At 67.1% G+C, this 25,552-nt stretch carries 26 protein-coding genes; 6 read left to right on the forward strand and 20 right to left on the reverse strand.

Annotation, left to right across the window (positions count from 1 at the left end; translation table 11 throughout):
• Position 1: 1 nt before the first annotated feature.
• From H1Q64_RS16100 to H1Q64_RS16115, 4 genes are read left to right on the forward strand one after another with little or no spacing between them, the layout of a single operon-like run.
• Positions 2-664, forward strand: a complete 663-nt coding sequence (locus H1Q64_RS16100; RefSeq protein ID WP_094302513.1) for a hydrogenase-4 component E — start codon at positions 2-4, stop codon at positions 662-664.
• A complete protein-coding gene (locus tag H1Q64_RS16105) occupies positions 661-2,118 on the forward strand; it encodes a hydrogenase 4 subunit F (protein WP_237906163.1) in 1,458 nt (485 codons plus the stop codon). Before H1Q64_RS16100 ends, H1Q64_RS16105 begins: the two co-directional genes overlap by 4 nt.
• Positions 2,119-2,128: 10 nt before the next feature.
• Entirely contained in the window at positions 2,129-3,670 is a 1,542-nt protein-coding gene (locus H1Q64_RS16110) for a nickel-dependent hydrogenase large subunit (protein WP_237906164.1), read from the forward strand.
• A gap of 11 nt (positions 3,671-3,681) precedes the next feature.
• Positions 3,682-4,203: an NADH-quinone oxidoreductase subunit B family protein gene (locus H1Q64_RS16115; RefSeq protein ID WP_200474663.1), complete on the forward strand. Its 522-nt coding sequence runs from the start codon at positions 3,682-3,684 to the stop codon at positions 4,201-4,203.
• A 7-nt stretch (positions 4,204-4,210) separates the two neighbouring features.
• On the opposite strand, the gene mazG is transcribed toward H1Q64_RS16115, so the two are convergent.
• The 18 genes from mazG to H1Q64_RS16205 form a co-directional block, all read right to left on the reverse strand.
• On the reverse strand, positions 4,211-5,020 hold the full coding sequence (gene mazG / locus H1Q64_RS16120; protein ID WP_237906165.1) for a nucleoside triphosphate pyrophosphohydrolase: 810 nt from the start codon (positions 5,018-5,020) through the stop codon (positions 4,211-4,213).
• A 174-nt stretch (positions 5,021-5,194) separates the two neighbouring features.
• Entirely contained in the window at positions 5,195-5,614 is a 420-nt protein-coding gene (locus H1Q64_RS16125) for a hypothetical protein (protein WP_237906166.1), read from the reverse strand.
• A gap of 72 nt (positions 5,615-5,686) precedes the next feature.
• The gene (locus H1Q64_RS16130) at positions 5,687-5,953 is read right to left on the reverse strand and encodes a hypothetical protein (RefSeq protein ID WP_237906167.1); all 267 of its coding nucleotides are present in this window, start codon (positions 5,951-5,953) and stop codon (positions 5,687-5,689) included.
• A gap of 133 nt (positions 5,954-6,086) precedes the next feature.
• Positions 6,087-6,899, reverse strand: coding sequence for an inositol monophosphatase family protein (locus H1Q64_RS16135; protein WP_237906168.1), 813 nt, complete (start codon positions 6,897-6,899; stop codon positions 6,087-6,089).
• On the reverse strand, positions 6,896-7,426 hold the full coding sequence (locus H1Q64_RS16140) for a hypothetical protein (protein WP_237906169.1): 531 nt from the start codon (positions 7,424-7,426) through the stop codon (positions 6,896-6,898). The genes H1Q64_RS16135 and H1Q64_RS16140 overlap by 4 nt, the downstream gene beginning before the upstream one ends.
• 101 nt (positions 7,427-7,527) lie before the next feature.
• Positions 7,528-7,812, reverse strand: coding sequence for a hypothetical protein (locus tag H1Q64_RS16145; RefSeq protein WP_035675976.1), 285 nt, complete (start codon positions 7,810-7,812; stop codon positions 7,528-7,530).
• A gap of 172 nt (positions 7,813-7,984) precedes the next feature.
• The gene (gene hflX, locus H1Q64_RS16150) at positions 7,985-9,244 is read right to left on the reverse strand and encodes a GTPase HflX (protein ID WP_114860140.1); all 1,260 of its coding nucleotides are present in this window, start codon (positions 9,242-9,244) and stop codon (positions 7,985-7,987) included.
• A 52-nt stretch (positions 9,245-9,296) separates the two neighbouring features.
• On the reverse strand, positions 9,297-9,545 hold the full coding sequence (gene hfq / locus H1Q64_RS16155; protein ID WP_035675971.1) for an RNA chaperone Hfq: 249 nt from the start codon (positions 9,543-9,545) through the stop codon (positions 9,297-9,299).
• Between the two features lie 94 nt (positions 9,546-9,639).
• Entirely contained in the window at positions 9,640-10,338 is a 699-nt protein-coding gene (locus H1Q64_RS16160; protein ID WP_237906170.1) for an HAD family hydrolase, read from the reverse strand.
• Positions 10,335-11,198, reverse strand: a complete 864-nt coding sequence (locus tag H1Q64_RS16165; protein WP_237906171.1) for a D-amino-acid transaminase — start codon at positions 11,196-11,198, stop codon at positions 10,335-10,337. The genes H1Q64_RS16160 and H1Q64_RS16165 overlap by 4 nt, the downstream gene beginning before the upstream one ends.
• A 42-nt stretch (positions 11,199-11,240) precedes the next feature.
• Positions 11,241-12,617 carry a Trk system potassium transporter TrkA gene (gene trkA, locus H1Q64_RS16170; protein ID WP_237906172.1) on the reverse strand — a complete coding sequence of 459 codons (1,377 nt, stop codon included), beginning with the start codon at positions 12,615-12,617 and terminating at the stop codon, positions 11,241-11,243.
• 212 nt (positions 12,618-12,829) lie between these two features.
• A complete protein-coding gene (locus tag H1Q64_RS16175) occupies positions 12,830-13,138 on the reverse strand; it encodes a hypothetical protein (RefSeq protein WP_145672014.1) in 309 nt (102 codons plus the stop codon).
• A gap of 363 nt (positions 13,139-13,501) precedes the next feature.
• Positions 13,502-14,902 carry a sigma-54-dependent transcriptional regulator gene (locus H1Q64_RS16180; RefSeq protein ID WP_237906173.1) on the reverse strand — a complete coding sequence of 467 codons (1,401 nt, stop codon included), beginning with the start codon at positions 14,900-14,902 and terminating at the stop codon, positions 13,502-13,504.
• Complete coding sequence (locus H1Q64_RS16185) at positions 14,892-17,213, reverse strand: ATP-binding protein (RefSeq protein WP_419468844.1); 2,322 nt, start codon at positions 17,211-17,213, stop codon at positions 14,892-14,894. Before H1Q64_RS16185 ends, H1Q64_RS16180 begins: the two co-directional genes overlap by 11 nt.
• 187 nt (positions 17,214-17,400) lie before the next feature.
• The gene (ntrC, locus tag H1Q64_RS16190) at positions 17,401-18,846 is read right to left on the reverse strand and encodes a nitrogen regulation protein NR(I) (RefSeq protein WP_014197046.1); all 1,446 of its coding nucleotides are present in this window, start codon (positions 18,844-18,846) and stop codon (positions 17,401-17,403) included.
• Positions 18,843-20,045 (reverse strand): two-component system sensor histidine kinase NtrB, encoded by a 1,203-nt coding sequence (locus tag H1Q64_RS16195; RefSeq protein ID WP_237906175.1) that lies wholly within the window; start codon positions 20,043-20,045, stop codon positions 18,843-18,845. The genes ntrC and H1Q64_RS16195 overlap by 4 nt, the downstream gene beginning before the upstream one ends.
• Complete coding sequence (gene dusB, locus H1Q64_RS16200) at positions 20,045-21,031, reverse strand: tRNA dihydrouridine synthase DusB (RefSeq protein WP_237906176.1); 987 nt, start codon at positions 21,029-21,031, stop codon at positions 20,045-20,047. The genes H1Q64_RS16195 and dusB overlap by 1 nt, the downstream gene beginning before the upstream one ends.
• A 124-nt stretch (positions 21,032-21,155) precedes the next feature.
• Positions 21,156-21,971, reverse strand: coding sequence for a cytochrome C assembly family protein (locus H1Q64_RS16205; protein ID WP_237906177.1), 816 nt, complete (start codon positions 21,969-21,971; stop codon positions 21,156-21,158).
• A gap of 201 nt (positions 21,972-22,172) precedes the next feature.
• Here H1Q64_RS16205 and H1Q64_RS16210 point away from each other — a divergent pair, with 201 nt between their 5' ends.
• On the forward strand, positions 22,173-23,384 hold the full coding sequence (locus tag H1Q64_RS16210; protein ID WP_237906178.1) for a bifunctional 2-C-methyl-D-erythritol 4-phosphate cytidylyltransferase/2-C-methyl-D-erythritol 2,4-cyclodiphosphate synthase: 1,212 nt from the start codon (positions 22,173-22,175) through the stop codon (positions 23,382-23,384).
• A 72-nt stretch (positions 23,385-23,456) separates the two neighbouring features.
• Complete coding sequence (locus H1Q64_RS16215; RefSeq protein ID WP_237906179.1) at positions 23,457-23,960, forward strand: CinA family protein; 504 nt, start codon at positions 23,457-23,459, stop codon at positions 23,958-23,960.
• A 13-nt stretch (positions 23,961-23,973) separates the two neighbouring features.
• On the opposite strand, the gene H1Q64_RS16220 is transcribed toward H1Q64_RS16215, so the two are convergent.
• Entirely contained in the window at positions 23,974-24,441 is a 468-nt protein-coding gene (locus H1Q64_RS16220; protein WP_109069447.1) for a type II toxin-antitoxin system RatA family toxin, read from the reverse strand.
• A gap of 44 nt (positions 24,442-24,485) precedes the next feature.
• Positions 24,486-25,442 (reverse strand): lipoyl synthase, encoded by a 957-nt coding sequence (gene lipA, locus H1Q64_RS16225; protein WP_237906180.1) that lies wholly within the window; start codon positions 25,440-25,442, stop codon positions 24,486-24,488.
• Positions 25,443-25,552: the final 110 nt, after the last annotated feature.

A 25,552-nucleotide genomic window follows, 5' to 3' on the forward strand; every position in this document is an offset into this window, starting at 1 on the left:
GGTGAGCGACTTGGGTTATGACGCCGCGCACATGCTGGGGGCCGTCGTCCTGCTGATGAGCTTCGCTCTGCTCTATCAGCGCCGGCTGTTCTCCCTGCTCAACGTCTTCACCATGCAGGCGCTCGCCCTGACCGCGACGGCGGCGTGGCAGGCCTATTCCCACGGGGAGCCGCACCTCTACATCACCGCCCTCCTGACGCTGGTTCTCAAGGCCATCCTGATCCCGGTGGCGCTGCACCGCATCGTCGTGAAAATGAAGATCCACCGCACCATCGAGCCAGCGCTGGGCATCGGGCTGACCATGGTGGCCGGCGTGTCTCTGGTCACCCTGTCGATCCTGCTGGTTCTGCCGGTGACGGCGGACGCGACCGCCCTGACGCGCGAGAATCTGGCGCTGTCGCTGTCGGTCGTCCTGCTCGGCCTGCTGATGATGATTTCCCGGCGCAACGCGGTCAGCCAGGTCGTCGGCTTCATGTCCATTGAGAATGGGCTGATCCTGGCGGCGGTCGGGGTCGCCGGCATGCCGCTGGTGGTCGAGATGTCGGTGGCCTTCTCCGTCATGGTGGCCTTCATCATCTTCGGCATCTTCCTGTTCCACATCCGCGAGCGGTTCGACACGCTCGACATGCAGAAGATCGAGAGCTTCCGGGGGGAAAGCGATTGAGCGCCGTCGCCGTCATCGTCGCCACCCCGCTGATCGGCGCCGCCGTCCTCGCCCTGGTTCCTGGCTACCGGCTGGGCGCACGGCTGAACATCGGCTTCTCCGCCGTCACGCTGCTGGCGTCTCTGGTCCTGTTCGGGCTGGAGCCGTCGAGCGGGGCGCTGTTCGTGGTCGACGCCTTCAACATCTACCTGATCGCTCTGACCGCCTTCGTCGGGCTGACCACCAGCGTCTTTTCCGCCGGCTATATCGCGCACGAGATCGCGGTTGGGAAGCTCGACGAGCGCAAGCTGCGCTTCTACCACGCCATGTACCAGGCCTTCATGTTCACCATGCTGCTGGCCCTGTCGGCCAACAACTTGGGCGTCATGTGGGTGGCGGTGGAGGGGGCGACGCTGACCACCGTCCTGATGGTCAGCCTGTACCGCACCGCCGCCAGCATCGAGGCGGCGTGGAAGTACTTCATCCTGTGCGGCGTCGGCATCGCGCTCGCCCTGTTCGGCACCATCCTGATGTACATGGCCGCCCAGCCGGTGATGGGGCCGGGCATGGCGGCGATGACCTGGACGGAGCTGATGGACCATGTCGCCAAGATCAGCCCGGCGATCCTCAATCTCGCCTTCGTCTTCCTGCTGATCGGCTACGGCACCAAGGTCGGGCTGGCGCCGCTGCACGCCTGGCTGCCGGACGCCCATGCGGAAGGGCCGACGCCAATTTCTGCCGTGCTGTCGGGCCTGCTGCTCAACGTGGCGCTCTACGCCGTGCTGCGCTTCAAGATGCTGCTGGCGGCGAACGGGCAGGCCATCGCGCCGGGGCCGCTGATGATCGCCATGGGGCTGGCCTCGCTGCTGCTGGCCGGGCTGATGCTCTACCGGCGGCGCGACGTGAAGCGCTTCTTCGCCTACAGTTCCATCGAGCATATGGGCATCATCACCTTCGCCTTCGGCATGGGCGGGCCGCTCGCCAATTTCGCCGGGCTGCTGCACATGGCCATGCACAGCCTGACCAAGTCGGCCATCTTCTACGCGGTTGGCCACGCCGTTCAGGTGACGGGCACGCAGCGGATCGAGCGTATTTCCGGTCTGACGGTCAGCCATCCGGCGCTCGGCTGGGGCCTGCTGGCCGGGGTGGTGGCCATCGCCGGCCTGCCGCCCTTCGGCGTCTTCATGAGCGAATTCCTGCTGGTCACCAGCACCTTCGCGCGGGAACCGCTGCTGGCCCTGCCGCTGGTCGTTGGCATCCTGGTCGCCTTCGGGGCGCTGGTGCTGCGGGTCCAGCAATTGTGCTTCGGCGCGCCTGGCACGGTAGAGGGCAGCGGCGTCCCGGTGGCATCGGTGCCGGTGCAGGGCACGCTGGTTCCGCTCTACGCGCATCTGGCGCTGGTTCTGGTGGCGGGGGTCTGGCTGCCAGGACCGCTGGTCGCGTGGTTCCAGACCGTCGCGGCGCTGCTGGGGTAGGGGAGGCGGCATGTACGGGGAAGAACCGCTGTTCGGCCTGTTGAACCGCATCGGCACGCCGGTGGAGGGGCACCAGCCCTGGCCGCGTTACCGGCTGGGCCGTGACGGCTGGCTGCGCCTGATCAAGGGGCTGGCGGGCAACGGCTGGAGCCTGCTCGGCCTGTGGGGGGAACCGAAAGCGGTCCACGCCGCCTTCCGCGAGGATTTCTCCGGCGACGTCGCGGTGGTCAGCCTCGACTGCCCGCAAGGCCGTTTCCCCAGCCTGAGCGCCGTGCGCCCCGCTGCGAACCGGCTGGAGCGCGCCGCCCACGACCTCTATGGCTTGGTGGCTGAGCGCACGACCGACCCGCGCCCCTGGCTGGACCACGACGCTTGGGGCGTGCGCCGTCCTCTGTCCGAACAACCGGCGGCCCCGGTGCCCAACCCCGGCCCCTACACCTTCCTGCCGGTGGAAGGCGACGGGCTGCACCAGATTCCGGTCGGCCCCGTCCATGCCGGCATCATCGAGCCCGGCCATTTCCGCTTCACCGCCAACGGCGAGACCGTCGTCCGGCTGGAGGAGCGGCTCGGCTACGTCCACCGCGGGGTGGAAGGGCTGATGCAGGGCAGGCCGGTGGCGGAGGCGGCGAGGTTGGCCGCCCGAATCTCCGGCGACGCGACGGTGGCGCACAGCCTCGCCTTCGCCCGCGCGGTCGAGGCGGCGCTGGGGATCGAGGTGCCGGCGCGGGCGGTATGGCTGCGCGCCCTGATGGCCGAGCTGGAGCGGATCGCCAACCATCTGGGCGACATCGGGGCCATCTGCAACGACGCCGCCTTCGCCTTCATGCTGGCCCAGACCAGCCAGTTGCGGGAGCGGGTGCTGCGCACCGCGGATTCCTGCTTCGGGCATCGTCTGATGATGGACCGGGTCATCCCCGGCGGCGTCGCCGCCGACCTGCCGGAGCGCGGGACGGGCCTGCTGCTGGAGCTGGTGGCGGAGCTGCGGCGGCGCTTCCCGCCGCTGGTCGCCATCTACGACGGTAAGGCGTCCTTGCAGGACCGCACGGTCACCACCGGGTTCGTGTCCACGGAGCTGGTCACCCGCTTCGGCGCCGGCGGCCATGTCGGGCGGGCCTCCGGCCGCGACCAGGACGCCCGCCGGAGCCCCGGTTATGCGCCCTACGACGAACTCGCTTTCGAGGTGCCGGTGCTGACCGAGGGCGACGTGAACGCCCGCGTCTGGGTCCGCATCCGCGAGGTGGAGCAGTCCCTGTCGCTGATCGAGCAGATCGTGGCCCGCCTGCCGGCGATCTCGCGTGGCCTCGACCACCCATCGGTCCCGCTGGAGGCTGGCCGGGGCGGGGAAGGCATGGCCCTGGTGGAGTCCTTCCGCGGCGAGATTCTGACCTGGGTGCGGCTGGACGGGGAGGGCGCCGTCACCCGCTGCCACCCGCGCGACCCGTCCTGGTTCCAGTGGCCGTTGCTGGAGGCGGCCATCGGCGGCAACATCGTTGCCGACTTCCCGCTGTGCAACAAGTCGTTCAACTGTTCCTACGCGGGACACGACCTGTAAGGAGGCCGCCGATGCTGAAGCACATCCTGACCTCCCTGACCGGCGGCCCGGTCACCGAAGCCGCTCCGGCCCCCGCCGATCCGGCTTTGGCGGAACTGGCCGGAAAGCTGGACAAGGCCGCCAAGGCCCGGCTGGGCCGCAGCCTGTCGATCCGCGAGGTCGATGCGGGGTCCTGCAACGGCTGCGAGCTGGAAATCCACGCCCTGAACAATCCGATCTACGATCTGGAACGGTTCGGCATCCGCTTCGTCGCCTCGCCGCGGCATGCCGACGTCCTGCTGGTCACCGGCCCGGTCGCCCGCAACATGCGCGAGGCGCTGATCCGCACCTGGGACGCCACACCGGGCCCGAAATGGCTGGTGGCCTGCGGCGACTGCGCGGTCAGCGGTGGGCTGTTCGCCGGCGGCTACGCCTGCGTCGGCCCGGTGGAGGAGGTGCTTCCGGTCGACCTGCGCATTCCCGGCTGTCCGCCGCGGCCGACCGATCTGCTGGCCGGCCTGCTGGCCCTGCTGGAGACCAGCGCCGCGAAGTGACAGCGGTTCAGGACTCGCCGCGCTCCTCGCGCTTGGCCTGCTGCCAGAAGGCCTCCATCTCGTCCAGCGTGGCCTCCTTGGGCGTGCGGCCCTGTTCGGACAGCAGCGCCTCGATGCGGTGGAAACGGCGTTCGAACTTGGCGTTGGTGCCGCGCAGCGCCGATTCCGGCTCGACCTTCAGGCGGCGGGCGAGGTTGACCAGCGCGAAGAGCAGGTCGCCCAACTCATCGGCCACCCGATCCGGGGCGGAGCCGCTGTCCATCTCATGCCGCAACTCGCGGACCTCCTCCTCGATCTTGTCGAGGATATCCCGCGCGTCGGTCCAGTCGAAGCCGACGCGGGCGGCCCGGTTCTGCAGCTTCAAGGCGCGGGTGAGGGCGGGGAGGCCGGCGATCACGCCCTCCAGGGCGGACGGGGCGCGGCCTTCCTCGGCGGCCTTGGCGGCGCGCTCTGCGGCCTTGTGGTCCTCCCAGCGCGAGGTCTGCATGTCGGCGCCCTTGACCTCCTCGGCGCCGAAGACGTGCGGGTGGCGTCGGATCATCTTGTCGGCGATGACGCCGGCGACCTCGTCGAAGTCGAACAGATTCTCTTCGCGGGCCATCTGGCTGTAATAGACCACTTGGAAGAGCAGGTCGCCCAACTCCTCGCGCAGCGCCGGCATGTCGCCTTTCTCAATGGCGTCGGCCACCTCGTAGGCTTCTTCGATCGTGTGCGGCGCGATGGTGGCGTAGGTCTGCTCCAGATCCCACGGGCATCCGCCCTTGGGGTCGCGCAGGCGGGCCATGACGTCGATCAGGCGGTCGATGTTGCGGGCCATGGGAAGGTCTTCTTCGGCAGCGGGATGGGACGGGACAGCGACCTTATCCGACCCATTGCCGTGAGAAAAGAAGGCAGGCTCCGTCAGTCAATGAGATCACATAAGTTAGATTATGGAAAATATAATCGGAGAGGTGAGGAGGGGGCGTTTGGCCTCCCTCCATTCTTCGATGCTTCAGCCTCCGCGAAATCCCTTCAGGCTCTCGGCGGGCGGCGGCGGTGGGAAATCCGCGTCACGGGCGGCCTGAATCAGCGATTCCACGAAGGACCGGTAAGGATCGCCGGAGGTCTTGGGAGCCTCCGACTGTTCGATCGCCCCGTCATAGCCGGTGTCGCTTGGAATGAGCGCTCCATACTCAGAGCTCTCCAGCGTCGGCGACAGAAAAATCGAATGGGTTGTCGTGTCCGGCTCTCCGACATGACGTTGGGAGGGCTTCAGCGAGAAATTGCCGTCGGCGTCCGGCATCGACAGGATCATCACGCCATGCTCCACCGCCTCCTTGTCCCGCGCGTTCTGCCGCGCATCGTTGTCGAAGGCGCTTCGTGGATAGACGCTCTCGATGCTCAAGGGATCGTGGATATTGGCCGTTTGCATGGATCACCCGCCGTTGTTGCGTTGGTCCAACACATGTTGGCGATGGCGGGTTCCGCGAGACCGCGGGCCATTTCACTCCATGGAATGCGCATGCGTGACGGGCCGCGCCTTCCGGCGCTGCGGCGGCGCCACGCTGAGCACCGGCTCGGCGTCGATTGCGCGAACCTCTTCATGCTCCAAAGCGACATCCGCGGTATCGGTGTCTGTGGAACATCGCGCCTCACCGGCGGCCAGCGCCGTCCCGCCAGCGCGCTGACAATCGGCGATCCGCTCCGCGCAAGCCGCGGGCGCCAGCAATGACGCCACCAACAGCACGCGCTTCAGGGCAATGGCCTTCATGTTCGGGCGCTCCGCAAGGCTCACGGCAGCCGTTTCCGGCATCCTGGCACTATAAGGCCGCTGTGCCCGCGGAGTTCCCGCCGAATCCGGTCCCCACCGCAGGACGTGTGCGGTAGTCCGGTGCGCCCCCGCCTTAGCCGAACAGATGCCGGTGCATCGCCTCCCAACTCGCACGGTCGGGGGTCAGCATCACCCCACCGTTGAGGACGGTCGGACGATAGGGCGAGCCGTCGAACAGCGCGCTGTAGCCGCCGGCCTCCGCGTGGAGCAGAACACCTGCCGCGTGATCCCACGGCATCAGGCGATGATACATCGAGAATTGCGCCCGGCCGTCGAGCAAGCGCAGATACTCCTGCGCGGCGCTGGACAGGCAGACGCGGGGACCCAGGGAGCGGCCGCGCTCATCCAACTGTCGCCCGAGATCCTCGGCGCAGAATCGCGTCGACAGCGCTCCGGTCATCTCGGTCAGGGGGACCGCCGAGGCGACCGTGACGCGCTTGCCGTTCAGGTGGGCGCCCTGCCCTTTCACCGCCGTGGCGATGCGCCCGTCGCACGGGTCGTAGATCCAGCCGGCCAGCGTCTCGCCGCGGCAGGCCAAGGCGATGATCACGGCGAAGAGCGGGCGCCCGTTCGCGAAGTTCAGCGTGCCGTCGATCGGGTCGATGATCCAGACCGGCGCGTCGCCATGGATGCGGTCGAGCAGGGACTTGTCCTCGGAGACGGCCTCCTCCCCCACCACCGTGCTGCCGGGAAGCAGGTCCAGCAAGCGCGGCGTCAAGGCGCGTTCGCCCGCTTCGTCGGCCAGGGTTACGAGATCGGCCGGCCCGGTCTTCTCGCGGATGCCGGCGTTCGCCAGATCGCGGAAATAGGGAAGAATCTCGCTCTCCGCGACCTCGCGGATGATCGCGGAGACGCGGTCGACGTCAGGAATCGGAAAATTCGTCACGGTTTCGGTACCGCTTTGTTGGATCGGGGATCGAGTCTCAGAACCGTTCCGCCATCCTTCGGCGGTTCCGGCAGCATGACTTTGCCGTCCAAACCACTGTCTTTCAACGCTTTGACCAGCGCGTCATAGGTGGCCTGATCGGCCGCGGGGTTCGGGGCGGGCGGCGTGCCGGTCAGCGGGCCGGGTTCCGGCGGCTTGCGCGGCGCGCTCGGATCGGGCGGGGGCTGCGGCACGTCGCGCGCTTCCCGCGTCTCCTCCTTGGGCGGCGGCGGGGGCGGACGCCACAGGCGGAAGCAGTCGGTGAAGGTGGCTTCCTTGCAGGCCTTCAGCAGTTCCTTCGGGTCCGGCGCCACGACCAGTGGGCTGAAGGGGGCGGGAGGAAACTCCGCAGGCTCCGGCGGCAGGGGATCTTCCGGAGCGACCGGCGGCTCCTCCACGAATCCCGGTGGCAACACCCGTTCGACGGCTGCGGCGGTGCCCGCGAAGGCCAGAAACGCCAGGGACAGGAGAGCGATCGGGACGCGCAAGGGAATCCGGACAAAAGAAGAAGCGGGCCGAGCCGCCATTATGGCGTCCTGCCCGCTGCATAGCCACGGACAAATCCTTGTCCCGGCACCCCCCGCCTCCGTCAGGAGCGCGGCAGGCTGTCGCTCGGGGTGGCGTGCAGCGCCCAGGCGGCCAGTTCGGACCGCAGGGCGGCGATCTTGCTGCTTTCCGTCGGGTTGGTTTCCTTGCGCCAGGCGTCACTGATGATTTCCAGAAGACGGGCGCGACCGGCGTTGTCGCGCGACAGTTCCTGGATGCGCAGCACCGCGGCACCGGGCGACAATTGCTCCTGCCGGGCGACCAGGGTCACCTGATCGGCCAGGAAGGCGGTGATCGAAAAGTGTGTTGGATCGGTCTGCAAACGCATAGGCGGGCCTCCTCCCGGGGATAACCCATCGGCTCCCCGGCTCAAATATCGGGGGCGCGTTGGGAAAAGGCTACACCTCGGACGTCGTAGGACGGGGCTGAAATCGGGCGCGTCATGTCGTCGCATGTGCACGAACGAATTATGACGCGCCCGCTTCCTTTATGGCGAAAGATCAGCCGTGCACGAACCGCTTCTCGAAACGGGCCAGATCCGCCGGGTCGATGGCCACCTGGATGTGGGCCTGGACCTCATCATCCCGCCGCTCCAGCACCTCACCTTTTTCATAGAGCCACGCGAGCGCCGCCCCGTCCCCCAACTCCACGGACAGGTCCACCACATGGCGGTGGGCGTTCATCCGCTGGTCGAGCAGCCGGTCGAGATCCGCGATCCCCGCCCCCGACAGGGCGGACACCGCGACGGCGCGCGGGTTGCGGGCCGTCTGGGCCAGGATCGCCTCGCGGGATTCCTCGTCCAGCGCGTCGATCTTGTTCAGCACCTCGATCACGCGGTCGTCGGCGTCCGGGTCGATGCCCATATCGCTCATGACCTCGTGCACGTCGGCCTTCTGGGCCTCGCTGTCCTGGTGGGAGACATCGCGGACATGCAGGATGATGTCGGCGGCGTCGACCTCCTCCAGCGTGGCGCGGAAGGCGGCGACGAGGCCGTGCGGCAGGTCGGAGATGAAGCCCACCGTGTCCGACAGGATCACCTTGCGCCCGGACGGCAGGGTCACCTGACGCATCGTCGGGTCCAGCGTGGCGAACAGCAGGTCCTTGGCGAAGACGTCGGCGTTGGCCAGCCGGTTGAACAGCGTCGACTTGCCGGCGTTGGTGTAGCCGACCAGAGCCACCACGGGGTACGGCACCTTGGCGCGCGCCTTGCGGTGCAGACCGCGGGTGCGGCGGACCTCCTCCAACTCCTTCTTGATCTTGACGATGCGGTCGCCGATCAACCGGCGGTCCATCTCAAGCTGGGATTCACCGGGGCCGCCGAGGAAGCCGAAGCCGCCGCGCTGGCGTTCCAGGTGGGTCCAGGAGCGGACGAGGCGCGACTTCTGGTAGGTCAGGGCGGCCAGCTCGACCTGGAGCATGCCTTCGCGCGTGCGGGCGCGGGCGCCGAAGATCTCCAGGATCAGGCCGGTGCGGTCGATGACCTTGACCTTGAGGGCCTTTTCCAGATTGCGCTGCTGCACCGGCGACAGCGCGTGGTCGAGGATGACGAGGGATGCCTCCGTCTCCTCCACGATCTGGGCAAAATGCTCCACCGTCCCCGACCCGAGAAGGATCGAAGGCTGCGGGCGGTTCACCCGCGCGCATTCGGCGTGCACGACCTCCAGATCGATGGCGCGGGCAAGGCCCACCGCCTCGTCCAGGCAGGATTCGGGATGGCGCAGGACCCCGTCCGCCTCATTGCGGAGGACGGGGTGGACCACGATGGCGCGGCCGGAGGCATCAGGCGTCCGGCCATTGCCATTGGTCGAAAAATCAGACGTTTTCACCTTCCTTGGGCGGCTCGAAGAGTTGGATCGGATGCGCAGGCATCACGGTGGAGATGGCGTGCTTGTAGACGAGCTGCGAATGCGCATCGCGCCGCAGCAGAACCGAGAAGTTGTCGAACCAGGTGATGATTCCCTGAAGTTTAACACCGTTCACAAGGAACACGGTTACGGGAGTCTTGTTCTTGCGGACGTGGTTGAGGAACACGTCCTGCACATTTTGGCTTTTTTCAGACATTTTATGTCGCCCCCTTCTTCAGTGTTTTTTGGGGCCCCTTGTTAGAAGCCCGCCCCCTGCAGCGATAAGGTATGGCTGGTCGCAACCGTCTCGACTACTGGTCATCCGATATGGTGTCACCACCGTTGCCCACCAAGCCGCACAATGCATGGCAGGTGTCGTACCGGTGGGCCGGAGGGAAGCGGGTGAAGCCGCTGCCCTCCCCCGCCCCTATTAGCACCGGGACCATTCCCGCGCCATGGGCACATTCCATGTCGATGTCGGCGTCTCCTACGAACCAGACGTCCGGACCCGGCGGAATGTTCGCCGGTTCCAGCGCCATCATCACCGGTGCGCCGTGCGGCTTGTCGAATTCGGCGTCCTGGGCGCCGACCAGACGGCCGAAATAGCCGGTCCAGCCCAGGGCGTCGGCTTCCGCCCGCAGGAAGCGGCCGGTCTTGTTCGAGACCACCGCCTGATAGATTCCGCGCTCGGCGAAGCCGCGCAGCAGGGATTCCGCACCCGGCAGGGGCCGGAGATGCTCCAGGTGATGCGCCTCGAAATAGGCGTAGAAAAGGTCGCGCGCGTCGGTCCAGCGCTCCCCGAAGATGCGGGGGAAGCTGTCGCGCAGCGACTGCTTGATGCGCTCCCTCGCCTCATCCTCGGTCCAGGCCGGATGACCGAAGGTGACCAGCGCGTGGTTCAGCGCGGCGCGCACCGTGCCCCAATTGTCGACCAGCGTGTTGTCCCAGTCGTAGAGGACGGCGCGCGGCAGCACGGGCAGGCGGTCGATGACGGCGGCGGCGTCGCTCATGACGGCACCCCGGCGGCCACGTAATCGAGATAGGCCTGACGCAGCGTCCGCGTGACCGGCCCCGGCCTGCCCTCGCCTACCGGCTTGCCGTCGATGCGGGTCACCGGCAGCGCGAAGGTACCGGCGGAGGACACGAAGGCCTCGCGGGCGGCGAGCGCCTCCTCCACCGTGAAGCTGCGCTCCTCCACCGGGATGCCGCGCTCGCCGGCCAGCCGCAGAAGCGATTGGCGGGTGATGCCGTTGAGGATCTTCCGCGACGGGGCGCGGGTCACCAGCACGCCGTCCTGCGTGACGATCCAGGCGTTGGAGGAGGCCCCCTCCGTCACTGTGCCGTCCGGATCGATCAGCCACGCCTCGTAGGCGCCCGATTCGGTGGCCTGCTGCTTGGCAAGCACCGGGGCGAGGAGACCGACCGTCTTGATGTCGCACCGGCCCCAGCGGATGTCGGGCACCGTGACCACGGCCACACCCTTCTCGAGCTGCTCCGGCTTGGCGAAGGCGGTGACCCGCTTGACGGTCATCACCAGAGTCGCGGGGATGCTTGCCGGGAACTTGAAGTCCCGCGGGGCGACGCCGCGGGTGACCTGGATGTACAGCGCCCCGTTGCGGACGCCGTTCCTCCGCACCAGCTCGCGGGCGATCATCGTCACGACGCGTGGCGCCGCCGGCCAGTCCATGCGCAGCTCCGACAGGCTGCGGCCCAGACGCTCCATATGGCCGTCCAGGTCCGCGAAGCGCCCATCGAGGAGAGTCACCACCTCATAGACGCCGTCGGCGAACTGGAAACCGCGATCTTCCACATGAACCGCCGCCTGCCGGTGCGGCAGGTAACGGCCGTTGACGTATGCCCATCGAGCCATGGAGGTTCTTTTTGTTGGTGCCAAAAACGATACGGGAGGCGATCAGAAGAATTCAAGCCGGACGGCGAACATCTTCTCCACCTTTTTCACCTGACCAGCGGTAGCCAGGATGATGACACGGTCCTTCGGACGGATCACCGTGGCCGGGCGCGGGATGATGACCTCGTCGCCGCGCACAATGGCGCCGACGATGACCCCGGAGGGCAGCTTCACCTCACGCAGCGGGGTGTTGACCACCGCGGAGGTTTCCAGCGCCTCCGCCTCGATGACCTCGGCAAAGCCGTCGCGCAGGCTGTGCACCGCGCGGATGCGGCCGCGACGGACGTACTGGAGGATGTTCGACACGGTGATGGCGCGCGGGCTGACCACCGCGTCGATCCCCAGCGGCGACACCAGAGAGGTGTAGGACGCCTTGTTGATCAGCGTGATGGCGCGCTTCGCCCCGTGCCGCTTGGCGAGCAGCGAGGAGAGGATGTTGCCCTCGTCGTCGTTGGTCACGGCGACCACCGTCTCGGTAGCGCGGACGTTGGCCTCCTCCAGGATCTCCGGGTCCAGCCCGTCGCCGTGCAGCACCATGGTGCGCGACAGGCGCTGCGCCACGAACTGGGCGCGGCTGCGGTTCATCTCGATGATGCGCGCGGTGACCTGGGGGTACTTCGCCTCCAGTTCCTCCGCCAAGCACAGCCCGATGTTGCCTCCGCCCAGGATGATAATGCGGCGGGCCTCCACCTCCTCGTGGCCGAAGGCGGCCATGGCGCGGTTCAGGTGGCGGTTGTCGCAGGCGAAATAGACCTCGTCGCCCGGCAGCATCTGGTCGTCGCCGCCGGGGATGAAGGAGCGGTCGTTGCGGATGATCGCCACCACCTCCAGACCCAGGTCGGGGAACAGGCCGGTCAACTGGCGCAGCGGCGTGTGCAGCACCGGGCAGGTTTCGGTGCAGAGCACGCCGACGACGCGGACCTTGCCGTCCGCCAGCGGAATCATGTCGAAGGCGCCCGGCACTTGGAGCCGGCGGGCGATGGCGCGCGCCACCGCGATCTCCGGGGAGATGATGACGTCGATCGGCATGTGGTCGCGGCTGAACAGGTCCGCCCAGATCGGCTTCAGATAGCTCTGGTTGCGGACGCGGGCGATCTTGGTCGGCACCTTGAACAGCGCGTGGGCGACCTCGCAGGCCACCATGTTGATCTCGTCGATCTGGGTGACCGCGATGATCATGTCGGTCTCGCCCGCCCCCGCCGCCTCCAGAACGTCGGGGTGCGAAGCGTGGCCGACCATGGCCTGCACGTCGAGCGTGTCGCTGATTCGCTGGATGAGTTCCGGCGAATGGTCGATCACCGTGACGTTGTTGCCCTCGGACGCCAGATAGCGCGCGATGTTCGAGCCGACCTGCCCGGCTCCGCAAACGATGACCTTCACGGCCTTTGCACCCTTCCCCGCCCATTTTCCAGGCAATTAGGATAGGGACCTTATCATTTTGCGGCAGAGCGCACCAACTCTATGTTTGCGAAGGGAAATACGGGCCGACATGCGAGCGTGGACAGGAAGAGGGGTGACGGATGCTCTCTGCCCCATCACCCTTCCCTCGGGCAATCATCGCGAAACGGAGACCCGTTTTCCCAGCCCTGGCGTCAGCTGTTGTCGATCGTGTAATAGAACTGCGTGACGACTCCTTCCGGAGCACCGTCCTTGCGGGTGTCGAAGTTGAAGTCCTGCGAGCGGCCATCGATGTTGACCGATCCCTGGAAATGGGCTGGCCCGTTGAAATTCACACCGATCAGCAGAAGCTGATTCACGCCGGCCTGCAGGTTGCCGGTCAGCACGACCTGTTCATTGATCGATTCGCCACCACCAATGCGGTTGTAAACTTGAGCGCCGTTCAAATAAGCAACAAGTTGGTTGTCGGTATAATTGACCGTCAGGACAGCAGTGGTCGCCATATTGTGATTCCTCCTCATAAAAAGAAAATGCTGTTTGTTGTTAAGCGCGCTCACAAGCCAATGAATATTTAGGCAATGCACTTCGATCAACACAAAATATGTTACTCGTAATTTCACAAAATATATAAATACAATTGTATTTAATGATTAATTGAAAAAAGGAAATAGTCAATTAAGATCAATTAAAATAATAGAATTACCGCAACACAATTCCAGAAGACGCACACCAACGACACAAGTCGGCAAGCACCGCCCTCAGACAAAATAAAAGCAGGTTCCCAAGCCGCCCGCGTTCGGGACATGCTCGGAAAACCTGCTTCAGGAGAAAAGACGGCGCCTCGTGCTTGACGATGCTGGACAAGCCTACTCGACGAACAGCTTGCCCTTCTCGCTGCCGTGCACGCCGAGCGATTTCAGCTTCCGGTGCAAGGCGGAACGCTCCATCCCCACGAAGGACGCGGTGCGGGAGATGTTGCCGCCGAAGCGCGTCACCTGGGCCAACAGATACTCGCGCTCAAACACCTCGCGCGCCTCGCGGAGCGGCAGGCCCATGATCTCGCCACCCTTGTCCCATTTCAGGACGGTGGGGGTGATGGCGCCGATTTCCGGCGGTAGCTGGTCGGCGCGGATCGGCTCCTTGGGGTCGCCCTGCGCCATGATGAGCAGCCAATCCACCACGTTGCGCAGTTGGCGCACGTTGCCCGGCCAGTCGTAGGCCTGCAGCGCGGCCATGGCGTCCTCGCCGAAGTCGCGGGCCGGCAGACCGGCGGCCTCGGCGGAGCGTTGCATGAAGTGGCGGGCCAGCAGCGGAATGTCCTCGCGCCGCTCGGCCAGCGAGGGCACGCGGATTGGCACGACGGCGAGACGATAGAACAGGTCCTGGCGGAAGCGGCCCTGGTCGATCTCGGCTTGGAGGTCGCGGTTGGAGGTCGCGACGACGCGCACATCCACCTCGACGCGCTGGCCGCCGCCGACCCGCTCGAACACCTGCTCCTGCAGGGCGCGGACGATCTTGCCCTGGGTTTCCAGCGGCATGTCGGCGACCTCGTCGAGCAGCAGCGTGCCGCCGTGCGCCTGCTCGAAGGTGCCGATCTTGCGCCCGCCGCCGTCCACGCCGGCTTCCGTGCCGAACAGCTCCATTTCCAGCCGGTCGGGGCGCATGGTGGCGCAGTTCAGCCCGACGAAGGGGCCGCCGGCCCGGCGCGACCGCGCGTGGATCAACCGGGCCACCACCTCCTTGCCGGAGCCGGCGGGGCCGGTGACGAGAACGCGGCTGCCGGTGGGCGACACCTTCTCGATGCTCTGGCGGACGTGGTTGACGGCGGTGGACCGGCCGATCAGCTCCACCTCGCCGCCGGCGCGCAGCTTCAGCTCCTCGTTCTCGCGCTTCAGCCGGGCCGCTTCGATGGCGCGGTCCACCATCAGCAGCAGCCGGTCGGCCTTGAAGGGCTTCTCGATGAAGTCGTAGGCGCCGATCTTGATCGCCGAGACGGCGGTCTCGATGTTGCCATGGCCGGAGATCATGATGACCGGCAGGTTCCGGTGGTCGCGCATCAGCTGTTCGAGGATTTGAAGCCCGTCCAGCCGACTGCCCTGGAGCCAGATGTCCAACACCACGAGGCTCGGCCGGCGGGCGGAGACCTGGGCGAACGCCTGATCGGCGTCGGCGGCCTCACGCGTCTTCATGCCTTCGTCGTTCAGGATGCCGGCGATCAGCATCCGGATGTCCGCTTCGTCGTCGACGATCAGAATGTCATGCGCCATGGGCTGCGTGCCTCTTCTCTTCACCGGTCTCCGCCGGCGTGCCAACGCCGCCGGGGGCATCGCCCGCGGCCGTGCCGGAGCTGGTGGACGTGTTGGGGATGACCAGCCCGACGCGCGCCCCGCCGCCTTCGCGGTCCTCCAGGGTCAGCACGCCGCCGTGGTCCTCCATGATCTTCTTGACGATTGCCAGCCCCAGTCCCGTGCCTTTCGCGCGCGTCGTCACGTAGGGCTCGGTCAGACGGTCGCGCTCCTCGGTCGGCAGGCCCTTGCCGTTGTCCTCGATGATCATGGCGATGCGCTCGGCATCGGCCTCGACCCGGATGGCGACATGGCCGGGCGGCAGCTCCGCGCCTTCGGCCGGCGGTGGGCGCCCTTCGATGGCGTCCGCCGCGTTCTGCAGCAGGTTGGTCAGCGCCTGGCTGATCTGGCGGCTGTCGCAGGGCACGGTCAGCGGCCCTTGCGGAAGCTCCATCTCGAACTTGATCCTTCCGGCGTGCGCGCTGGATTGCAGGAACACCGCCTGCCGGACGAGGTCGTTGAGGTTGCAGGGTTTCATCACCGGCTGCGGCATGCGCGCGAAGGCCGAGAACTCGTCCACCATCCGCCGGATGTCGTCCACCTGACGGACGATGGTGTCCGTGCACATGGTGAAGACCTCGGTGTCGGTGGTGATCTCCTTCAGGTACTTGCGGCGCAGCCGCTCGGCGGAGAGCTGGATCGGCGTCAGCGGATTCTTGATCTCGTGGGCGATGCGGCGGGCGACGTCGGCCCAGGCCGCCTTGCGCTGGGCGGAGACCAGTTCGGTGATGTCGTCGAACGTCACGACATAGCCGCGGATCTCCCCGCTGCCCCGCCCTTCGGTGGAGATGCGGACGAGCAGCGTCAGCGGCGTCGTGCCGGGCCGGCGGATCTGGATCTGATCCTGCACCACCCGCCCGGGACGGCCCGGCGCGTGATCCAGAAGCTCCCCCATCTCCGGTGACAGCTCGGCCAGCTTCATCCCGATCAGGCTTTCCGCGTCCTCGACGCCGAGAAGGCGCGCGGCAGAGAAGTTGGGAAGGGTGATGCGACCCTCCGCATCCAACCCGATCACGCCCGCCGACACGCCGCCCAGCACGGTCTCGGTGAAGCGGCGGCGCTCGTCGATCAGGCGGTTGGCGGAGAGAAGTTCGTGCCGCTGGCTTTCGATCTCCGTCGTCATGCGGTTGAAGGCGCGCGACAGCAGGCCAAGCTCGTCCTCGGCGGGCGGCTCGGTCACCCGGACGGTCAGGTCGCCGGCGCGCACCCGCTCCGCGGCACCGATCAGGGCGCTGATCGGCCGCGCCAGCCGCGTCGCGAAGATCAGCCCCGCCCAGACCGCCGCCAGCAGAAGCAGCATGGCCACGACCAGGAAGATCAAGGTGAAGGTGATCTGAAGGCTGCCGCGCTGGCTTTCCAGCGCCCCAAACTCCCGCACCGCCCCTTCCGCCGAGGCCATGTGCGAGAGCACGCGCGGCTCGACCATGCGGCCGACATAGAGATAGGTGTCGGCGAAGCGGTCGAGCCGGACCAGCGCGCGCACGCGGTCATCGTTCTCGCTGACGATCATCGCCACCTCGCCGCGGCGGGCGGTGGCGAGCTTGTCGTCGGGGATCGGGTCGAACTCCAGCGCGAAGGTGTAGCCGGAGCGCGCGACGATGGCGCCGGTCGTGCCGTTGAAGACGATGGCCTCCGACAGGGCGCGCAGCATCGCCTGGGTGGCGACCACCTGCTCGAACCGCTCGGGATCGCTGGCGAGGCGCGCCGCCTCCTGGTTCAGGTCGTTCGCCATGGCAAGCGCATCGGCGCGGATGTTCTGCTGGTGCTCGTGGAGATAGGCGCTGGCGACCGCCAGCGATTCGTTCACCGCCGTGCGCACCCGCTCGCTGAACCAGGACTGCACGCCGACATAGAAGAAGACCGTGGAGAAGATGGCCATGATGATGGCTGGCGCGACGGCGAGAAGGCTGAACACCGCGACCAGACGCACATGCATCTGCGACCCGGCGAGGCCGCGCCGCCGCCCGATCCACAGATAGACAATGCGCCGTGCGATCAGCACGCCGAGCAGCAGCAGAAGCGCCAGATCGAGGGTCAGCAGCCACGTGACGGTGCGCGGGTTGGTTTCCCCGAAGGGCGCGCTCTCCGTCAGCGCCGTGTAGGTTGCGAAGCCCGCCACCAGGGCCGCCAGGGACAGCGCGAAGGCAAGCCGCTTCGCCAACCCGACCCGGGTTGCCCAGCGAAGGAACTGTTGCCAAAGCGGCGTGGCGGTTTCAGGGGGTGTGGACGACATGAATTCCGGCAAGCAGTCTGTTGCCAGAATGATACACGAGCTGTTGCCGTCCTGCCAAGCGGCAACCCCTCTGCCTTTCGCACAGTCCCTAAGGAGCATTGCGAACGGCAGAGGTGCCGGAAGCCTGTCGCAAAAACACCACGCTGTGGGATTGCGGTGACGCCCGGCCGATCCACCGGGCGCCGGATCACTTCAACCCGCGCACCACCTGGATGTCGAGATCGCGGATCTTCTTGCGCAGCGTGTTGCGATTGAGGCCGAGCAGTTGCGCCGCCTTGATCTGGTTGCCCCGCGTCGCCGAGAGGCTGAGCGAGATCAGGGGACGTTCGACCTCGCGCAGCACCCGGTCATAGAGGCCGTTTGACGGCATCCCGTCCTTGTGCGCGGCGAAATAATCCTTGAGGTGGCGCTCCACGGCGGCGGACAGGCCCTCGCCTTGCGGCTCCTCCACCGGTTGCGCGGCGGGTGTGGTGTCGGCAAGCTCCGCCTCCACCACATCGAGCCCGATGACCTCCTGCGAATAGAGCGCGGCGAGGCGGCGGACAAGGTTCTCCAGCTCGCGAACGTTGCCCGGCCAACGGTATCGCTTCAACCGGTCCATGGCGGGCTGGTCGATGCTCTTCACCGGCAGCCCTTGGGCCGAGCATTGGTTCAGGAAGTGGCGAACCAGGAGCGGCACGTCCTCCGTACGCTCGCGCAGCGGCGGCAGGCGGATGGGAACGACGCACAGACGGTAGAACAGGTCCTCGCGGAACAGGCCCTGGCGGATCAGGGTGCGCAGGTCGCGGTGGGTCGCGGCGACGATGCGTACGTCCGTCTTGATTGGTGTACGTCCGCCGACGGTGGTGTACTCGCCTTCCTGCAGCACGCGCAGCAGGCGGGTCTGCGCCTCCAGCGGCATGTCGCCGATCTCATCGAGAAACAGGGTGCCGCCCTGCGCCTGCTCGAAGCGGCCGGTCGACCGGTTGGTGGCTCCGGTGAAGGCGCCCTTCTCGTGACCGAACAGCTCGGACTCGATCAGTTCGCGCGGGATGGCCGCCATGTTGATCGCGACGAAGGGGCCGTTGCGCCGCTTGCCGTAATCGTGCAGCGCGCGGGCCACCAGTTCCTTGCCGGTGCCCGACTCGCCGGTGATGGTCACCGTCAGGTCGGTGCCCATCAAACGGGCAAGGACGCGGTAGATCTCCTGCATGGCCGGCGAGCGGCCGATCAGGGGAAGCTGCTCGTCCGCCTCGCCGGCGTCTGCGGGCAGCGCCGCCGGCGGCGTGTTGGAGTTCAGCGCCCGCTCGACGACCGAGACCAACTCCTTCAGGTCGAAGGGCTTGGGCAGATACTCGAAGGCTCCGCGCTCCGCCGCCTTCACCGCCGTGATCAGCGTGTTCTGCGCGCTCATCACGATGATGCGCAGGTCGGGCCGGATCTTCTTGATCCGCGGGATCAGGTCCAGCCCGTTCTCGTCGGGCATCACCACGTCGGTGATGATGAGGTCGCCCTGCCCGTCCGCCACCCAGCGCCAGAGCGTGGAAGCGTTGCCGGTGGTGCGCACCTCGTGCCCGAGACGGGCGAGTGCCTGGGTCAGAACGGTGCGGATGGCGCGGTCGTCGTCCGCAACCAGGATCGTGGCTGCACTCATCCGATGGCCCCTCGGATGCCTCTGGCCGGTGCAGGATCGCCGCTCATCTGCGCTTCATCGAACATGGGTAGCGAGACCTTGAAGACGGTGCGGCGCGGCTGGCTGTCAAATTCGATGACGCCGCCGTGGTCGCCGACGATTTTGGCTACCAATGCAAGCCCCAGGCCAGTCCCATTGACCTTGGTCGTAATGAACGCATCGAAGAGGTTGGAGCGCAGATCGTCGGGTATGCCGTCCCCATTATCCTGAACGGACACCAGCAACGGCAGGTGCAGGCGGGTGTCGCCGCCTGGCAGGGCCATGCGGACGCCGTGCTGATAAGATGTGCTGAGTATGATCTCGCCGCCCGATTCCGGTGCAGCCTCTGCCGCATTTTTAATCAGGTTGAGGAAAATCTGGATGAGCTGGTCGCGGTTGCCATAAACCGGCGGCAGGGACGGGTCGTAGCGCTCGATGAAACGGATGTTCCGTGCGAAGCCGCTCTGGGCCACCTTGCGGACATGCTCCAGAACGGTGTGGATGTTCACCGCATCGCGTTCCAACGGGCGCTGGTCGGAGAAGACCTCCATCCGGTTGACCAGGGCGACGATGCGGTCGGCCTCGTCGCAGATCAGCCGGGTCAGCACCCGGTCGGACTCGCTGCAGTTCTCCTCCAGGAGCTGCGCCGCCCCGCGGATGCCCGACAGCGGATTCTTGACCTCATGCCCGAGCATCGACGCCATGGCGGTGACCGAGCGGGCGGCGTTGCGGTGGGTCAGGGAATTGTCGATCTTGCGGGCCAGCGTGCGCTCGTTGACCGTCAGCAGCACATGGTCGGTGGGCTCGCCCAGTGCGGTGACCCGCACGGTGACGTGGTGCGGGCCGATGCGCGGCGTGTCGATGACCACGCCCTCCTGCGAGGCGCGGTGGCGGCCCTGCTGGACCTGCTCGATCAACTGGCTGACCGGGCTGTTGGGCGGCAGCAACTCCGCCAGCGGCATGCCTTCCATCATGGTGGCGGACAGGCCAAAGAACTCCTGCGCCTCCAGATTCACGTAGCGGATGTCGCCGGAGCCGTCGACGACCAGAACCGGGTCGGGGAGCGCGTTCAGCATGATGGACGGATCGATGCAGGAGCGGACGGGTCGGTAGGAACCGGAGGGCGCACGGGGCCGCGCCGGGCGGCGGGGCAATGGAGCAGCGGCAGATGCACGGGCCATCAGGCAGCCATCCTTTCGATCGCCGGGGCGTAGAAGTCGCGGATGAAGCCGCGCACTCGTTCGGGATCGGACATGCGGTTGACTTCCGAGCGGAATTCAGCGGAGTCGCGCAGGCCCGTTGAGTACCAGGAGATGTGCTTGCGGGCGACGCGCAGCCCGCCTTCGACTCCGTAATGGGTCAGCATGGCGTCGTAATGCTCCAGCAGCGTGTCGAGCTGCTCGTGGAGCGGCGGATCGGGCAGCCGTTCGCCGGTACGGATGTAATGCATCACCTGGGCGGGGAACCAGGGGCGCCCATAGGCGCCACGCCCGATCATCACCCCGTCGGCGCCGGACTCGGCGAGCGCGCGGTCCACGGCGTCGAAGGAGATGATGTCGCCATTGACCACCACCGGGATCGACACCGCCTCCTTCACGGAGCGGATGAAGGACCAGTCGGCGGTGCCGTTGTAGAACTGCTCGCGGGTGCGGCCGTGAACGGTGACCAGCTTGATCCCGCAATCCTCCGCGATGCGGGCGAGACGGGGTGCGTTCAGGCTGCTGTCGTCCCAACCCTTGCGCATCTTCAGCGTCACCGGGATCGAGACCGCCTTCGCCGTGGCCTCCAGGATGCGGGCGGCGAGCGCCTCGTCGCGCATCAGGGAGGAGCCGGCGTGGCCGTTGACCACCTTTTTCACCGGGCAGCCGAAGTTGATGTCGATGATGGCCGCCCCGCGGTCCTGGTTCAGCTTCGCCGCCTCCGCCATCACCTCGGGTTCGCAGCCGGCGAGTTGGACGGCCATGGGGAACTGCTCCGGCTCGCACTCGACCATGCGCAGCGTCTGGCGGTTCTCGCGGATCATCGCCTGGCTCGCGACCATCTCGGACACGACCAGTCCGCAGCCCGACTGCTTCACCAGCCTCCGGAACGGCAGGTCGGTGACGCCGGACATGGGGGCGAGGATCACCGGACCCTCAAGCGAGATGGTGCCGATTTGAATGGCCATGTTCACCTGCCCACATCATGGGCACATTAGCGATATGATGAGAATTTGTGCACGGTAGCACAGCGTTTCGGCATGTTGCAAGTGCACATCCCGCGAGCGCCGCGCTGGCAGTCATGCGCAGGGGCTATCCGAGCAGGACATCGGTGACGAACTTGACGCCCGGATAGGCGAGGGTCAGCAGCAGATAGGCGATCAGCACGAGACGCGCCGCCATCCGCCCGCGCACGCCGGTGCGGGCGTGGGCCAGCAGCAACCCGCCGATGACGACGAAGCTGGCGACCGACAGCAGCGTCTTGTGGTCGGCGCGCAGCAGCGCGCCGGTTTCGTAATAGAGCACCGCCATTCCCGTGGCGAGACCGGCGCCCAGAACCGCCTCCGACGCGCCGAGAAGATGGAGTTGCATCCGCTCGCTTTCCGCTACCGGGGGCAGGAAGCGGGTCAGCGGAGTCGGGCGTTTCGACTTCAACGCCCGCTCTTGCAGAAAGGCGGCGAGCGAGGCAACGGCGGCCATGGTCAGCAGCGCGTAGGTGATGACCGACACGGCGATGTGCAGGTCGATCCAGATGCCCGGCGCCCCGCCGCGCAGCACCGGCGCCGGGGCCTGCTGGGCCAGCGTCGCGAAGGCGCCGACGGTCAGCAGATAGGGCAGCAACAGCGGTGACAACCGCCACGCCGACCGGGTCAGCGCGCTCATCGCCATGAACAGCAGCATACAGGCGGCGATGGTGATCCACAGCGCGGTGGACAGGCCGGTATGCCAGCGTCCCGCCACCTGGGTCAGCGCCCAGGCCGCCGGCCCGGCGAAGCCCAGCGCCAGAGCGCCCCAGAAATAGGCGGAGCGCCCGTCCGCCCCCTGCCCCGCGATCCGGTGGTACGGGTAGATGGACGCCGGCAGCAGAGCCATCAGCGCGGTCAGGCTGTAGACGATGTTCTGCGACATGCGGCGGACCCGTGCCCTTCCCTCTGCGGAAACCCAAAGTCGCTGTTGGACCCAAAGTCGCTAATGGACAAGTCTCTGAAGCTCTTGGCGGAACGCCGGTGAGCGGCTAGGCTCCGCTGCGTCCGGCCGCCATGACGTAAGCGTCACGCGGACGGCCCGTCAAGCGCGGATACCATAGCCCAAACGGCGGGGAAACGCCCCATGTCTTCCTTGAACGCGTCTTCCTTTAACGCGTCTTCCTTTAACGCGTCTTCCTGCATCGCGCTGATCGTCGCCGCCGGCACCGGCCAGCGGTTCGGCGGCGAGCGGCCTAAGCAGTATCTTGATCTCGCCGGACAGCCCGTGCTGCGCCACACGGTCGAGGCCTTCCGGCGCCACCCCAAGGTGAGCGCGGTGCGCGTCGTCATCAATCCCGCCTTTCGCGATCTCTACGATACGGCCGTCGCGGGGCTGGACCTGCCCGAACCGGTGGCCGGCGGGACGTCCCGCCAGGATTCGGTGCGGAACGGGCTGGAGACGTTGGCCGACTCGGCGCCGGACCTCGTGCTGATCCACGACGCGGCCCGCCCGCTGATCGACGCCGACACCATCGACGCGGTGATTGCGGCGTTGGACACTCACCCCGCGGCGCTGGCTGCGGTGCCAGTCGCCGACACGCTGAAGCGCGGCAATGGCGGTCCGGACGGGAGGCTGGTGGCCGGCACGGTGGACCGCAGCGGCCTGTGGCGCGCCCAGACCCCGCAGGGCTTCCGCTTTCCCGAGATTCTGGCCGCGCATCGCGACGCCGCCGGGCTGGAGCTGACCGACGACGCGGCGGTCGCCGAACGCGCCGGGCTGCCGGTCGCGCTGGTGCCCGCCAGGGAGGAGAATTTCAAGGTGACCACCCCCGACGACCTGACCCGCGCCACCCGCGCGCTCGAATCCGCCCTGTCCGACATTCGCACCGGATCGGGCTTCGACGTGCACCGCTTCGCCGAGGGCGATCACGTCACGCTCTGCGGCGTGCGGGTTCCGCACACGCACCGGCTGGACGGCCATTCGGACGCCGACGTCGGGCTGCACGCGCTGACCGACGCCATCCTGGGCGCGCTCTGCGCCGGAGACATCGGCAGCCACTTCCCACCCAGCGACCCGCAATGGCGCGGCGCCGACAGCGCGCTGTTCCTGAAACACGCAGCGGAGCTGGTGACGGCGCGCGGCGGGCGGATCGCCCATGTCGACGTGACGATCATCTGCGAGCGCCCGAAGGTCGGCCCGCATCGCGAGGCGATGACCGCGCGCGTTGCCGAAATTCTGGGCATGCCGGTGGACCGGGTCAGCGTGAAGGCGACGACGACGGAGCGGCTGGGCTTCACCGGGCGCGGCGAGGGCATCGCGGCGCAGGCGATGGCGACAGTCCGTCTGCCGGGATAGCATGAGCTTTGCGTAGCCCTCCCCCGAAACGGGTGTGGGGCTGGTTCTGGCACGACGACGAAAGGGACCCGCATGTTTCCCGATCACATCCGCGAACTCGCCGCCAAGCTGCTCGCGGAATACGAATTGGCCGGCTACACCCTGGCGACCGCCGAGTCCTGCACGGGCGGCCTCATCGCGGGGGCGCTGACCGACATCGCGGGGTCGTCCAAGGTGGTGGATCGCGGCTTCGTCACCTACTCCAACGTCGCCAAGTCGGAGATGCTCGGCGTGCCGCCCAGCCTGATCTACGCCCACGGCGCGGTCAGCGCGGAGGTGGCGGTGGCCATGGCAGTGGGCGCCCTGGCGAAATCGAAGGCCGACGTGACGGTGGCGGTTACCGGAGTCGCCGGTCCTGGCGGTGGAACGCCGGAGAAGCCGGTCGGGCGCGTCTACATCGCCACGGCGGTCCGGCGCGGCGCCGCCAAGCACAAGGAATACACCTTTCCCGGCGACCGTGAGGCGGTGCGCCTCGCGACCGTGCAGACCGCGCTGGAGCGGTTGCGCACGGCCCGCCCGGAAACCGCGATTCGCTGAGAGGGGACTGGCCTCAGGCGGTCCGCGCCGCGGCGGGCCGGGTGGCACCGGCACCGTAGAGCTGGTTGGCGCGGGTCTCGAAGGCCTGCACCATCCGGCGCACCGCCTCGTTGAACAGCACGCCCATGATCTTTTGCAGCATCTTCGAGCGGAACTCGAAATCCACGTAGAAATCCACGCAGACTCCGCCCTCATGCGGGGTGAAGATCCAGTGGTTGTTCAGGTACTGGAACGGCCCCTCGGTGTACTGGACGTTGATGCGGCGGTTCGCCTCGTCCAGCTCCACGCGCGAGGTGAAGCGTTCGCGGACCATCTTGAAGCCGATGACGAGGTCCGCGAACATCACGTCGCCTTCGCGGCGGCGGATGCGGGCGGCGAGGCACCAGGGCAGGAATTCCGGGTACTTCTCCACATCGGCGACCAGCCGGTACATCTGCTCCGGCGTGTAGGGAAGAACCTTCTTTTCCGCGTGCGTCGGCATACCCGCTCCGTTTCTCTTTCGGCCGCCTCTCAGCCCGCCGCCTTTCAGCCCGCCATTGCCGCGAGCTTGCGGAGGCGAGCCTCCCGCAGCTTCGCGAAGTCCGCCCCCGCGTGATAGCTGGAGCGGGTCAGCGGCGTCGAGGCCACCATCAGGAAACCCTTGCCGCGGCCAAGTGTTGCGTAGCTCTGGAATTCTTCCGGAGTCACGAACCGGTCCACCGCCGCGTGCTTGGGCGTCGGCTGGAGGTACTGGCCGATCGTCATGAAGTCAACATCGGCGGCGCGCAGATCGTCCATCACCTGCCCGACCTCCTCGCGCGTCTCGCCCAGACCGACCATCACGCCGGACTTGGTGAACATCGACGGGTCCAGCTCCTTCACCCGCGCCAGCAGCTGCAGCGAGGTGAAATAGCGCGCACCCGGACGGATCGTCGGGTAGAGGCGCGGCGCGGTTTCCAGATTGTGGTTGAAGACGTCGGGCTTCGCCTCGACCACCACCTCCACCGCACCCTTCTTCTTCTGGAAGTCGGGGGTGAGAATCTCGATGGTCGTGTCGGGCGACGCTGCGCGGATGGCGCGGATGGTCCGGGCGAAATGCTCCGCCCCGCCGTCCTCCAGGTCGTCGCGGTCCACCGAGGTGACGACGACGTGGCTCAGCTTCAGCTGGGCCACCGCCTCCCCCACATTGTCCGGCTCGTGCGGGTCGAGCTGGTCGGGGCGCCCGGTGCCGACGTTGCAGAAGGCGCAGCCGCGGGTGCAGACGGAGCCGAGGATCATGAAGGTCGCGTGCTTGTGCTTCCAGCACTCCCCGATGTTCGGGCAGGCGGCCTCTTCGCACACGGTGTTGAGCTTGAGCCCGCGCATCAGGTTGCGCGTCTCGTTGTATTCCTGGCTGGTCGGCGCCTTGACGCGAATCCAGCCTGGTTTGCGCTGGATCGGGTTGTCGGGCTTGTGGGCCTTTTCGGGATGGCGAAGCTTCTCGGGGTGATCGGCCACGGTCATGGTCTGAAGTGCTCCCACGGGCTGCCCGGCGGCAGCGCCGATGCTGAACGGTAACGCGCCGCCACGGCGCAAGGGAACGGCGCAAGGCCGGCGGACACGGTCCCGCCGGA

The organism is Azospirillum brasilense (assembly GCF_022023855.1).
Taxonomy (GTDB): domain Bacteria; phylum Pseudomonadota; class Alphaproteobacteria; order Azospirillales; family Azospirillaceae; genus Azospirillum; species Azospirillum brasilense_F.

Excerpts from the sequence above, each read along its gene's own strand:
- H1Q64_RS16110 (WP_237906164.1), top strand. The coding sequence starts at position 2,129 with ATGTACGGGGAAGAACCGCTGTTCGGCCTGTTGAACCGCATCGGCACG.
- H1Q64_RS16165 (WP_237906171.1), bottom strand. The coding sequence starts at position 11,198 with ATGGCTCGATGGGCATACGTCAACGGCCGTTACCTGCCGCACCGGCAG.
- H1Q64_RS16125 (WP_237906166.1), bottom strand. The coding sequence starts at position 5,614 with ATGCAAACGGCCAATATCCACGATCCCTTGAGCATCGAGAGCGTCTAT.
- H1Q64_RS16175 (WP_145672014.1), bottom strand. The coding sequence starts at position 13,138 with ATGGCGACCACTGCTGTCCTGACGGTCAATTATACCGACAACCAACTT.
- H1Q64_RS16130 (WP_237906167.1), bottom strand. The coding sequence starts at position 5,953 with ATGAAGGCCATTGCCCTGAAGCGCGTGCTGTTGGTGGCGTCATTGCTG.
- H1Q64_RS16195 (WP_237906175.1), bottom strand. The coding sequence starts at position 20,045 with ATGGCCCGTGCATCTGCCGCTGCTCCATTGCCCCGCCGCCCGGCGCGG.
- H1Q64_RS16180 (WP_237906173.1), bottom strand. The coding sequence starts at position 14,902 with ATGGCGCATGACATTCTGATCGTCGACGACGAAGCGGACATCCGGATG.
- ntrC (WP_014197046.1), bottom strand. The coding sequence starts at position 18,846 with ATGAGTGCAGCCACGATCCTGGTTGCGGACGACGACCGCGCCATCCGC.
- H1Q64_RS16145 (WP_035675976.1), bottom strand. The coding sequence starts at position 7,812 with ATGCGTTTGCAGACCGATCCAACACACTTTTCGATCACCGCCTTCCTG.
- hfq (WP_035675971.1), bottom strand. The coding sequence starts at position 9,545 with ATGTCTGAAAAAAGCCAAAATGTGCAGGACGTGTTCCTCAACCACGTC.
- H1Q64_RS16215 (WP_237906179.1), top strand. The coding sequence starts at position 23,457 with ATGTTTCCCGATCACATCCGCGAACTCGCCGCCAAGCTGCTCGCGGAA.
- H1Q64_RS16160 (WP_237906170.1), bottom strand. The coding sequence starts at position 10,338 with ATGAGCGACGCCGCCGCCGTCATCGACCGCCTGCCCGTGCTGCCGCGC.
- H1Q64_RS16115 (WP_200474663.1), top strand. The coding sequence starts at position 3,682 with ATGCTGAAGCACATCCTGACCTCCCTGACCGGCGGCCCGGTCACCGAA.
- dusB (WP_237906176.1), bottom strand. The coding sequence starts at position 21,031 with ATGGCCATTCAAATCGGCACCATCTCGCTTGAGGGTCCGGTGATCCTC.
- H1Q64_RS16185 (WP_419468844.1), bottom strand. The coding sequence starts at position 17,213 with ATGTCGTCCACACCCCCTGAAACCGCCACGCCGCTTTGGCAACAGTTC.
- H1Q64_RS16210 (WP_237906178.1), top strand. The coding sequence starts at position 22,173 with ATGTCTTCCTTGAACGCGTCTTCCTTTAACGCGTCTTCCTTTAACGCG.
- H1Q64_RS16220 (WP_109069447.1), bottom strand. The coding sequence starts at position 24,441 with ATGCCGACGCACGCGGAAAAGAAGGTTCTTCCCTACACGCCGGAGCAG.
- mazG (WP_237906165.1), bottom strand. The coding sequence starts at position 5,020 with ATGGCCCGCAACATCGACCGCCTGATCGACGTCATGGCCCGCCTGCGC.
- H1Q64_RS16205 (WP_237906177.1), bottom strand. The coding sequence starts at position 21,971 with ATGTCGCAGAACATCGTCTACAGCCTGACCGCGCTGATGGCTCTGCTG.
- lipA (WP_237906180.1), bottom strand. The coding sequence starts at position 25,442 with ATGACCGTGGCCGATCACCCCGAGAAGCTTCGCCATCCCGAAAAGGCC.